This is a genomic window from Mycobacterium sp. (genome assembly GCF_002863225.1).
GTDB lineage: Bacteria > Actinomycetota > Actinomycetes > Mycobacteriales > Mycobacteriaceae > Mycobacterium.
The window spans coordinates 87865-97516 of record NZ_PKEK01000065.1 but is presented as its reverse complement, the minus strand read 5'-3'; the positions used below and the strand labels follow the sequence as shown (position 1 = coordinate 97516).

Here is a 9652-nt window from a genome sequence, read left to right as displayed (position 1 = left end):
CTTTCAGTTTTCACACCTTGATGGCGGCAGAACAGGTCTTCTTGCCAATGCTAGAGCGCTGCTCTACCCTCGTGATTATGGCTTCCGCGGGTGCGCCAAATACGAGGAAGGATTGGAGCCATTCTGCAGTGGCAATGGCGCGCAACTCTCTTTTTGTGCAACACCCTGGTGCTACGTGGACGTGGAGGAGTGCCGAAAGGTCGGTGTTGTGGTGAAGCGGACGGAGCGTTTAAGGCCGTTGGAGCTGTACTACTCCTTTGCCGTGTGCGCTGATGGTGCCGACGCGCAGGCGCAGACCTGCACATCACCAACAAAGCAAGTGCACAACAAAACGCGTCACCCCAAGCGTTGAGTCAACGGCAGCGCGGTGAGGGGGTGCCAGCGGGTGTCCGACGGCAGTTCAGGGACGGCGGGGGAGGGAACCAAGCCCAGGAACGTCGACGCGATCGTCCGGGTCCCGGGGAGTCGCGCGGGTTCGGAGAACACCGCGAGCTGCTCGAGGTGGGCGACCTCGCGCAGGTCGACCTTCTCGGCGAGCTGGCGTCGCACCGAAGTCGTCATGTCCTCGTCGTGGCGGAGCCCGCCGCCGGGCAGGGACCACGCACCGCGCTGTGGACTCTGGGCCCGCTGCCACAGCAGCACGCTGAGCTCGGGTTTCTGCGCCTTCGGGGCTGGTCCGACACCGCGAACCTGGAATACGACAGCCAGGACTTCGTGGGCAGTGCTACCATTGCTCATGTTTTCGATTGTAAGTCGAAAACCCAAGCCGGGAGGCGAAAGGATCGACTATGACAGTCGCGAATCGCACCGACGTGTTGCCAAACGGGCTGGATGAAGCGATGGCGAGTGACCTGGCCGCGGGAATCATGAACTCTCCCAACGGTTTCGGTGGCATTGACGGCGACGCGCAATGGGCGGCCGAGGTTCGTCGACTGGCCGACCTGCGGAATGCCACTATTTTGGCGCACAACTATCAGCTACCCGCCATTCAAGATGTCGCTGACCACGTCGGTGACTCGCTGGCGCTGTCGCGGGTCGCCGCCGAAGCGCCGGAAGACACCATCGTGTTCTGCGGTGTGCACTTCATGGCCGAGACCGCGAAGATCCTGAGCCCAGACAAGACCGTGCTGATCCCGGATCAGCGCGCCGGGTGCTCGCTGGCCGACTCGATCACGCCCGACGACCTGCGGGCCTGGAAAGACGAGCACCCCGGCGCGGTCGTTGTCTCCTACGTCAACACCACCGCGGCGGTGAAGGCGCTCACCGACATCTGCTGCACCTCGTCCAACGCCGTCGAGGTGGTGGCCTCGATCGACCCCGACCGCGAGGTGCTGTTCTGCCCCGACCAGTTCCTCGGCGCGCACGTGCGCCGTATGACCGGCCGCGACAACGTCCACGTGTGGGCCGGTGAGTGCCACGTCCATGCCGGGATCAACGGTGACGAGCTCGCCGACCAGGCCCGCAGGCACCCGGACGCCGAATTGTTCGTCCATCCCGAGTGCGGCTGCGCGACGTCGGCGCTGTACCTCGCCGGCGAGGGCGCTTTCCCCGACGATCGGGTCAAGATCCTGTCCACCGGTGGAATGCTGGACGCCGCACGGGCGACCCGCGCCCGCGAGGTGCTGGTCGCCACCGAGGTGGGCATGCTGCACCAATTACGCCGCGCCGCACCAGAAGTCGACTTCCGCGCGGTCAACGACCGCGCCTCCTGCAAGTACATGAAGATGATCACCCCCGCGGCCCTGCTGCGCTGCCTGCTCGAAGGCGCCGACGAAGTCCACGTCGACACCCAGACCGCGGCACTGGCACGGCAGAGTGTGCAGCGGATGATCGCAATCGGCCAGCCGGGCGGCGGCGAATGAGCCTGCCCACGGCGTGGCAGGAACACGCCGATGTGGTCGTCATCGGCACCGGTGTCGCCGGTCTGGCCGCGGCGTTGGCGGCACATCGGGCCGGACGACGCGTGGTCGTGCTGAGCAAGGCCGGACGCCGGGCCGGAGCGACCGCCACCCACTACGCCCAGGGCGGCATTGCCGTCGTGCTCCCCGACACCGACGACTCGGTCGACGCTCATGTGGCCGACACCCTCAACGCCGGTGCCGGTCTGTGTGACCCCGAAGCGGTGACCTCGATCGTGGCCGACGGATACCGGGCGGTGACCGAATTGGTCAGCGACGGAGCCCGATTCGATCACGCCGCCGCGGGCGGCTGGGCACTCGGCCGGGAAGGTGGCCACTCACAGCGCCGCATCGTGCACGCCGGCGGCGACGCCACCGGCGCGGAGGTGCAGCGAGCCCTCGACCATGCCGCCGCCACCCTGGACATCCGGACCGGGCACGCCGCGCTGCGACTGCTGCACGACGCGACATCGGGCACCGATGCCGTGACCGGTGTGCTGGTGGCCGATCGGCGGGGCATCGGCATCGTGCACGCGCCATCGGTGATCCTGGCCAGCGGGGGACTCGGGCAGATGTACACCGCGACCACCAACCCCACCGGCTCCACCGGAGACGGGATCGCGCTCGCACTGTGGGCCGGCGCCGCGGTGAGCGACATCGAGTTCATCCAATTCCATCCCACCATGCTGTTCGACGGACGCGAGGGCGGCCGCCGGCCGCTGGTCACCGAGGCCATCCGTGGCGAGGGCGCGAATCTGATTGACCGCCACGGCAATTCGGTGACCGCAGGTGTGCATCCGATGGGCGACTTGGCGCCACGCGATGTGGTCGCCGGGGCGATCGACGCCCGCCTGCGTGCCCACGGTGACCAATGCGTGTTCCTCGACGCCCGTCGCATCCACGACTTCGCCCGCCGCTTCCCGACCGTTGCAGCCGCATGCCGCGCTGCCGGGGTGGACCCGGTTCACCAACCCATCCCTGTCGCGCCGGGTGCGCACTACAGCTGCGGCGGCGTCGTGACCGATGTGCACGGCCGCACCGAGCTGGCCGGGCTGTTCGCCGCCGGCGAGGTCGCCCGTACCGGCATGCACGGCGCCAACCGGCTGGCTTCCAACAGCCTGCTCGAGGGTCTGGTGGTCGGCGGCCGAGCGGGGCGGGCCGCGGCCGGGCACTCGGCGCTGCGCGGGCCGGTCCCGGCAACGTCGGGTGAGCCGATCACTGCCGCGGCGCTGGCCCGCGGTGAGCTGCAGCGCGCGATGAGCCGCGACGCCTCCGTGGTCCGCGACGGCGCCGGCCTCGAGCGGCTGTCGGGCACGCTGTCCGGCGCTTCTCTACACCGCGTCGCGGATCGCGCGGCGCTCGAAGACGCGGCGCTGACGGTCGCCGCTCGGGCGGTGGCTGCCGCTGCGCTGGCCCGCGAGGAGAGCCGGGGCTGCCACCACCGCGCCGAACACCCCGAGACTGCGCCCGGGCCGGCCCGCAGCCTCGTGGTCCGTCTCGACGACGACTACCGCGCGCAGGTCGAGGAGCTGGCGGCGGTCTGCTGACCGGCCGGGCAACGGTGTGGAGCACCTGACCGTGATGAACATCGAGCAGGAGGAGCTTCGCGATGTTGTCCGAGAGTGAGCTTCTCGAGGCCCGAGCCACCATCGCCCGCGCGCTGGACGAGGACCTGCGCTACGGGCCGGACATCACCACCTCCGCGACCGTGCCCGACGGCGCGACGACCACGGCGTCGATGATCACCCGCGAACCCGGTGTGATCGCCGGGGTGGACATTGCCATCCTGGTGCTCGACGAGGTGCTCGGGGCCGACGGTTATCGGATCGTCAACCGGGTCGAGGACGGCGCCCGGCTGCAACCCGGGGACCCGGCGCTGACGGTAGCGGCCCCGACGCACGGCTTGTTGACGGCCGAGCGGACGCTGCTGAACCTGGTGTGCCACTTGTCCGGAATCGCCACCGCTACCGCGGCATGGGTGGACGCGGTCGACGGCACGAAGGCCGAGATTCGCGACACCCGCAAGACGCTGCCCGGTCTTCGGACCCTGCAGAAGTACGCGGTGCGCGTGGGCGGCGGCGTCAACCACCGGCTGGGACTCGGCGACGCGGCGCTGATCAAGGACAACCACGTCGCCGCCGCGGGATCGGTGGTGGCGGCGTTGCGCGCGGTGCGGGCCGCCGCGCCCGACCTGCCCTGCGAAGTCGAGGTCGACTCGCTCGAACAACTCGACGAGATCCTGGCCGAGAAGCCCGAATTGGTGTTGCTCGACAACTTCCCGGTCTGGCAGACCCAGATCGCGGTGCAGCGTCGGGACAGTCGCGCCCCGGCTACCAAACTCGAGTCCTCGGGCGGACTTTCACTCGATTCCGCGGCGGAGTACGCCGGGACCGGCGTCGACTATCTCGCGGTCGGCGCACTGACCCACTCGGTGCGGGTCCTCGACATCGGCCTGGACGTGTAGATGCGCCAGCTGACCTTCGAGGAGGTGGGCCGATACGCCTGGCGCGACGTCCCTGATCCCGAGATAACGCAGCCGCAGCAGGCGCTGGTCCGGCCGCTTCAGGTGGCGTGCTGCGACCTCGACGTCGCGGTGGCGCGTGGAGCGGCGCCGCTGCCGCCCGGGTATGCGGTCGGGCACGAGGGTCTGGCCGAGGTCGTCGCCATCGGAAGCGACGTCGCGAGCGTCAACGTGGGCGACCGCGTAGTCGTTCCGTTCCAGATCAGCTGTGGCGCCTGCCGTGAGTGCCGCCGCGGGGTGACCAGTTCCTGTGGTTCGGTGCCCTTGATGGCGATGTACGGGCTGGGTGCACTGGCCGGTCTGGACGGCGGCGGCTTCATGTCGGACCGGGTCCTGGTGCCGTATGCCGATGCGATGCTGTTCCGGCTACCGGCGACTGTGGATCCGATCGCCGTCGCCTCACTGTCGGACAACATCCCCGATGGCTGGCGTGCGGTGGGACCTTTCGCCGCCGAGCTCGGCGATCTCGACCCGGCGGATCGTCGCATCCTGGTGATCGGCAGGCTGTCGATCGGGCTCTATGCCGCAGCGCTGGCCGTCGCACTCGGCTTTCACGTTGATTACGTTGACACCGACCCGACCCGATTGGCGGCCGCGGAGAAGGTCGGGGCAGCTGTCCACGACATCGCCAGGCCGGACAAGTCGTGGGAGCCGTACCCGGTCACCGTGCACACCACCGGCGACCCGAAGCTGCTCTCGGCCACGCTGCGCTCGACATGGCCGGACGGCGTGTGCACCGACACCGGGATCTACTACCAGCCCAGCGTCGAGGTGCCGATGCTGCAGGCCTACACCCGAGGTGTGCGCTTTGCCACCGGCCGGGTCAGCGCGCGGGCCGTCATCCCGCAGATTGTGGAACTGCTGGCCGGCGGGTGTGACCTGTCGCCGATCGTGGAGCGTGTCGTGCCGTGGGAGGACGCGCCGGCGGCCTGGCCGACGATGGTCGGCAAGACCGTTTTCACCAGGACGTGATGCCGACCCGAGACAGCGGTGAGGGCTGCGAATTCTCCAGATGCACAGCCCTGAGCGCGATCTTGTGGCGATGAGTCAGGCGATGTCGGCGACGAAGACACCGACGCGGCCGACCTGGCGCTTGGCCAGAAACGGCAGGCCCGTGCCGTCGCTGCCGGCGGGCAGCACGCGCGGGTTGACCAGGTGGACGTTCTTGCGAATGAAGTGCAGGTCGGCTTCGCCGGCCGCCAGGACGTTCTTGACCCAATTGGTCTTTCCGTGGATCAGTCCGATGGCCACCACATTGCCTTTGGTGTAGGCGGTGACGATGGTCTCGTAAGGCGTGCCGGAGCTGCGACCGCGATGCTTGATCACCGAAAAACCGGGGATGTAGCGCGCGATCGGCCGGACCAGTGGATTGAAGTACTTGATCTGAAAGCGCTCGAGGGCCGGCGGGACAAGCATCGGAACGCCCGGGACGTGGTTGGGATGGTCCTTCGCGGACATGGTGACTCCCTCTCGTTCGGTGTGCGGACAATGTACCGGTCCGATATGGAGTTGCTCTGCTCTGGGACAATGGTCGATGTGACTGTGATGGCGCGTATCGACCTGCGGGGTGCTGACTTGTCCGTCGCCCGGCTGCGGGCGGCGTTGCCCCGCGGCGGAGTGGACGTGGAGGCCGCCCTGTCGACGGTCCGCCCGATCGTCAGTGCGGTCGCCGACCGGGGTGCCGAAGCCGCCCTGGAGTACGGCGATTCACTGGACGGAGTTCGGCCGCCGACGGTGCGGGTGCCCGGTAGCGAATTGGACGCCGCACTGGCCGGCTTGGACCGCGACGTCCGGCTGGCACTGGAAGTGGTGATCGAGCGCACCCGCGCGGTGCACGCCGACCAGCGGCGATCGGATGTCACCACGACGCTGGGGCCGGGTGCCACCGTCACCGAGCGGTGGGTGCCGGTCGAGCGGGTCGGGCTGTACGTACCTGGCGGCAGTGCGGTGTACCCGTCGAGCGTCGTGATGAACGTGGTGCCCGCGCAGGCCGCCGGAGTCGGCTCGCTGGTGGTGGCCAGCCCGCCGCAGGCCCGGTCGCAGGGCAGGTTCAAAGGCCTGCCGCACCCGACGATTCTGGCCGCCGCGCGACTGCTCGGCGTCGACGAGGTGTGGGCGGTCGGCGGTGCCCAGGCGGTCGCCCTGATGGCCTACGGCGGCGTCGACACCGACGGCGCCGAGTTGGCGCCGGTCGACATGGTGACCGGTCCGGGGAACATCTACGTCACTGCGGCCAAGCGGCTCTGCCGGTCGCGGGTCGGCATCGACGCCGAAGCCGGCCCCACGGAGATCGCGATTCTGGCCGACGACACGGCCGACCCGCAGCACGTCGCCGCCGACCTGATCAGCCAGGCCGAACACGACGAGATGGCGGCCAGCGTGTTGGTGACGCCCAGCCTTGCGCTTGCCGAGGCCACCGACGCCGCGCTGACCGCGCAGCTGGAGACGACGGTCCACCGGCAGCGGGTGACCACCGCGCTGGCCGGCCGGCAATCGGCCATCATCCTGGTCGACGACCTCGACGCCGGCATTCGCACCGTCAACGCCTACGCCGCCGAGCACCTGGAGATCCAGACCGCCAACTCGGACAAGGTCGCCGCGCAGATCCGTTCGGCCGGAGCGATTTTCGTCGGCGCGTACTCACCCGTGAGCCTCGGCGACTACTGCGCCGGCTCCAACCACGTGCTGCCGACCGCCGGCAGCGCCGCGCACTCCAGCGGCCTGTCGGTGCAGACCTTCCTGCGCGGGATCCACGTCGTCGACTACACCGAAGCGGCACTCAAAGACGTGTCGGGACACGTGATCACCCTCGCAACCGCAGAAGACCTGCCCGCCCACGGCGAGGCGGTACGCCGGAGGTTCGCGCAATGACGAACCGCCCGTCGCTCGAAGACCTGCCGCTGCGCCATGACCTGCGCGGCAAATCCCCCTATGGGGCGCCGCAGCTGGATGTCCCAGTTCGGTTGAATACCAACGAGAATCCGCACCCGCCGAGTCAGGCCCTCGTCGACGACGTCGTCGCGTCGGTACGCGAGGCGGCGGCCGATTTGAATCGCTACCCGGACCGCGACGCGGTGGAGTTGCGCGCCGATCTGGCCGCCTACCTCACCGCTCAAACCGGGGTTCGCTTGAGCGTCGACAATCTCTGGGCGGCAAACGGATCCAACGAGATCCTGCAACAACTGCTGCAGGCCTTCGGGGGACCGGGTCGCAGCGCGCTGGGCTTCGTGCCGTCGTATTCGATGCATCCGATCATCTCCGAGAGCACTCACACCGAATGGCTCACCGCACCGCGGGCGGACGACTTCAGCCTTGAAGCGGACGCCGCGGTGGCCGCGATCATCGAGCATCGGCCTGACGTCGTTTTTGTGACGAGCCCGAACAACCCGACCGGACAAAGCATTTCGCTCGCCGACCTGCGTCGGTTGTTGGATGCCGCTGCCGGGATTGTGATCGTCGACGAGGCCTACGGCGAGTTCTCCGCGCAGCCCAGCGCGGTCGCGCTGATCGAGGAGTACCCGACGAAGTTGATCGTCAGCCGCACGATGAGCAAGGCGTTCGCCTTCGCCGGCGGCCGGCTGGGCTACCTGGTCGCAACCCCGGCGGTGATCGACGCGATGCTGCTGGTGCGGTTGCCCTACCACCTGTCTGTGGTCACCCAGGCCGCGGCGCGGGCCGCATTGCGGCACGCCGACGACACGCTGGGCAGCGTCGCGACGCTGATCGCCGAGCGGGAACGGGTGGTGTCGGCGTTGAGCGCCATGGGTTTTCAGGTGGTGCCGAGTGATTCCAACTTCGTGCTGTTCGGACTGTTCGCCGACGCAGCGGCGACCTGGCGGCGTTACCTCGATGCCGGGGTGCTGATCCGCGACGTCGGCATCCCCGGGCACCTACGCACCACGATCGGGCTGGCCGCGGAGAACGATGCATTCCTGTCGGCCAGCGCAGACCTGGCTGCCACCGAACTGGCCCAGCCCTTAGGAGCGTCATGACCGCCGGCCGCCGCGCACGCGTCGAGCGCATCACCAAAGAGTCCGAGATCGTCGTCGAGCTCGACCTCGACGGCACCGGCAACGTCGACATCGATACCGGTGTCCCGTTCTACGACCACATGTTGCACGCCTTGGGCAGCCATGCCAGCTTCGACCTCACGGTGCGCGCCAAGGGCGACGTCGAGATCGAAGGGCATCACACCATCGAGGACACCGCGATCGTGCTCGGTCAGGCGCTCGGTGAGGCGCTCGGCGACAAGAAGGGCATCCGCCGGTTCGGTGATGCGTTCATCCCGATGGACGAGACGCTGGCCCACGCCATCGTCGACGTCTCGGGCCGACCGTACTGCGTGCACACCGGTGAGCCGGATCACCTGCGGCACACCACAATCGCGGGTAGCTCGGTGCCGTATCACACCGTGATCAACCGGCACGTGTTCGAGACGCTCGCCAACAACGCACGCATCGCGTTGCACGTTCGGGTGCTCTACGGGCGCGACCCACACCACATCACCGAAGCGCAGTACAAGGCGGTCGCCCGGGCCCTACGGCAGGCGGTCGAGTCCGACCCACGGGTGTCCGGCGTGCCGTCGACCAAAGGTGCTCTGTGACAGCACTTTCCCGCCGGAAAACGGTTGTGGTGTTGGACTACGGCTCGGGTAACCTGCGATCGGCGCAACGCGCGCTGCAACGCGTCGGCGCCGAGGTCGAGGTGACCGCCGATCTCGACAAGGCGGCCGCGGCCGATGGTCTGGTGGTGCCGGGTGTCGGTGCCTTCGAAGCCTGCATGACCGGGCTGCGCGAGATCAACGGCCAGCGGGTGATCGCCGAACGGGTCGCGGCTGGACGACCGGTGCTGGGGGTGTGCGTCGGTATGCAGATCTTGTTCGCTCGCGGTGTCGAATTCGGCGTGGAGAGCACCGGCTGCGGGCAGTGGCCGGGAGCGGTCACCCGGTTGAATGCGCCGGTGATCCCGCACATGGGCTGGAACGTGGTGTCGGCCGCACCGGGCAGCGCGCTGTTCAAGGGTCTCGATGCCGACACCCGGTTCTACTTCGTGCATTCCTACGCCGCACAGCAGTGGCCCGGCGACGCCGATGCGCAGCTGACGTGGGCGACACATGGGGCGCCTTTTCTGGCTGCAGTCGAGGACGGACCGTTGGCCGCCACCCAATTTCACCCGGAGAAGAGCGGGGACGCCGGGGCGGCTGTGTTGAGCAATTGGGTTGAAGGGTTGTGAC

10 protein-coding genes and 1 pseudogene are annotated in these 9652 nt (G+C 68.5%); 9 read left to right on the top strand and 2 right to left on the bottom strand.

Features of this window, described 5'->3' with window-relative positions; all coding sequences use genetic code 11:
* Positions 1 to 352 (top strand): hypothetical protein (locus CYU59_RS20685; protein ID WP_293002151.1); only part of this gene is annotated, 352 nt, incomplete at its 5' end.
* Between the two features lie 8 nt (positions 353 to 360).
* Here CYU59_RS20685 and CYU59_RS20680 read toward each other — a convergent pair.
* Positions 361 to 738: pseudogene (locus CYU59_RS20680) on the bottom strand (NUDIX domain-containing protein); the annotation flags it as partial.
* A gap of 101 nt (positions 739 to 839) precedes the next feature.
* Here CYU59_RS20680 and nadA point away from each other — a divergent pair.
* The 4 genes from nadA to CYU59_RS20660 all read left to right on the top strand — a co-directional run bounded on the left by nadA (position 840) and on the right by CYU59_RS20660 (position 5391).
* Positions 840 to 1862, top strand: a complete 1023-nt coding sequence (nadA, locus tag CYU59_RS20675) for a quinolinate synthase NadA (protein ID WP_293002180.1) — start codon at positions 840 to 842, stop codon at positions 1860 to 1862.
* Entirely contained in the window at positions 1859 to 3445 is a 1587-nt protein-coding gene (locus CYU59_RS20670; protein ID WP_293002149.1) for an L-aspartate oxidase, read from the top strand. The genes nadA and CYU59_RS20670 overlap by 4 nt, the downstream gene beginning before the upstream one ends.
* Before the next feature lie 62 nt (positions 3446 to 3507).
* Entirely contained in the window at positions 3508 to 4362 is an 855-nt protein-coding gene (gene nadC / locus CYU59_RS20665) for a carboxylating nicotinate-nucleotide diphosphorylase (RefSeq protein WP_293002147.1), read from the top strand.
* A complete protein-coding gene (locus CYU59_RS20660; protein ID WP_293002145.1) occupies positions 4363 to 5391 on the top strand; it encodes an alcohol dehydrogenase catalytic domain-containing protein in 1029 nt (342 codons plus the stop codon). It begins immediately after the preceding gene.
* A gap of 75 nt (positions 5392 to 5466) precedes the next feature.
* On the opposite strand, the gene CYU59_RS20655 is transcribed toward CYU59_RS20660, so the two are convergent.
* Positions 5467 to 5877 (bottom strand): nitroreductase family deazaflavin-dependent oxidoreductase, encoded by a 411-nt coding sequence (locus CYU59_RS20655; RefSeq protein WP_293002143.1) that lies wholly within the window; start codon positions 5875 to 5877, stop codon positions 5467 to 5469.
* A gap of 84 nt (positions 5878 to 5961) precedes the next feature.
* Between CYU59_RS20655 and hisD the strand changes: the two genes are divergently transcribed.
* Genes hisD through hisH form a run of 4 tightly spaced genes read left to right on the top strand, consistent with a single transcriptional unit; the run spans position 5962 to position 9651 of the window.
* On the top strand, positions 5962 to 7290 hold the full coding sequence (hisD, locus tag CYU59_RS20650; RefSeq protein ID WP_293002178.1) for a histidinol dehydrogenase: 1329 nt from the start codon (positions 5962 to 5964) through the stop codon (positions 7288 to 7290).
* Positions 7287 to 8411, top strand: a complete 1125-nt coding sequence (locus tag CYU59_RS20645) for a histidinol-phosphate transaminase (RefSeq protein ID WP_293002140.1) — start codon at positions 7287 to 7289, stop codon at positions 8409 to 8411. Before hisD ends, CYU59_RS20645 begins: the two co-directional genes overlap by 4 nt.
* Positions 8408 to 9022 carry an imidazoleglycerol-phosphate dehydratase HisB gene (hisB, locus tag CYU59_RS20640; protein ID WP_293002138.1) on the top strand — a complete coding sequence of 205 codons (615 nt, stop codon included), beginning with the start codon at positions 8408 to 8410 and terminating at the stop codon, positions 9020 to 9022. The genes CYU59_RS20645 and hisB overlap by 4 nt, the downstream gene beginning before the upstream one ends.
* Positions 9019 to 9651, top strand: coding sequence for an imidazole glycerol phosphate synthase subunit HisH (gene hisH, locus CYU59_RS20635; protein ID WP_293002136.1), 633 nt, complete (start codon positions 9019 to 9021; stop codon positions 9649 to 9651). The genes hisB and hisH overlap by 4 nt, the downstream gene beginning before the upstream one ends.
* The last annotated feature ends 1 nt before the right edge of the window (position 9652 follow it).

What these genes read in the sequence shown, in the direction of transcription:
- nadA (WP_293002180.1), top strand. Translation starts at nt 840, where the DNA reads ATGGCGAGTGACCTGGCCGCGGGAATCATGAACTCTCCCAACGGTTTC.
- CYU59_RS20670 (WP_293002149.1), top strand. Translation starts at nt 1,859, where the DNA reads ATGAGCCTGCCCACGGCGTGGCAGGAACACGCCGATGTGGTCGTCATC.
- nadC (WP_293002147.1), top strand. Translation starts at nt 3,508, where the DNA reads ATGTTGTCCGAGAGTGAGCTTCTCGAGGCCCGAGCCACCATCGCCCGC.
- CYU59_RS20660 (WP_293002145.1), top strand. Translation starts at nt 4,363, where the DNA reads ATGCGCCAGCTGACCTTCGAGGAGGTGGGCCGATACGCCTGGCGCGAC.
- CYU59_RS20655 (WP_293002143.1), bottom strand. Translation starts at nt 5,877, where the DNA reads ATGTCCGCGAAGGACCATCCCAACCACGTCCCGGGCGTTCCGATGCTT.
- CYU59_RS20645 (WP_293002140.1), top strand. Translation starts at nt 7,287, where the DNA reads ATGACGAACCGCCCGTCGCTCGAAGACCTGCCGCTGCGCCATGACCTG.
- hisB (WP_293002138.1), top strand. Translation starts at nt 8,408, where the DNA reads ATGACCGCCGGCCGCCGCGCACGCGTCGAGCGCATCACCAAAGAGTCC.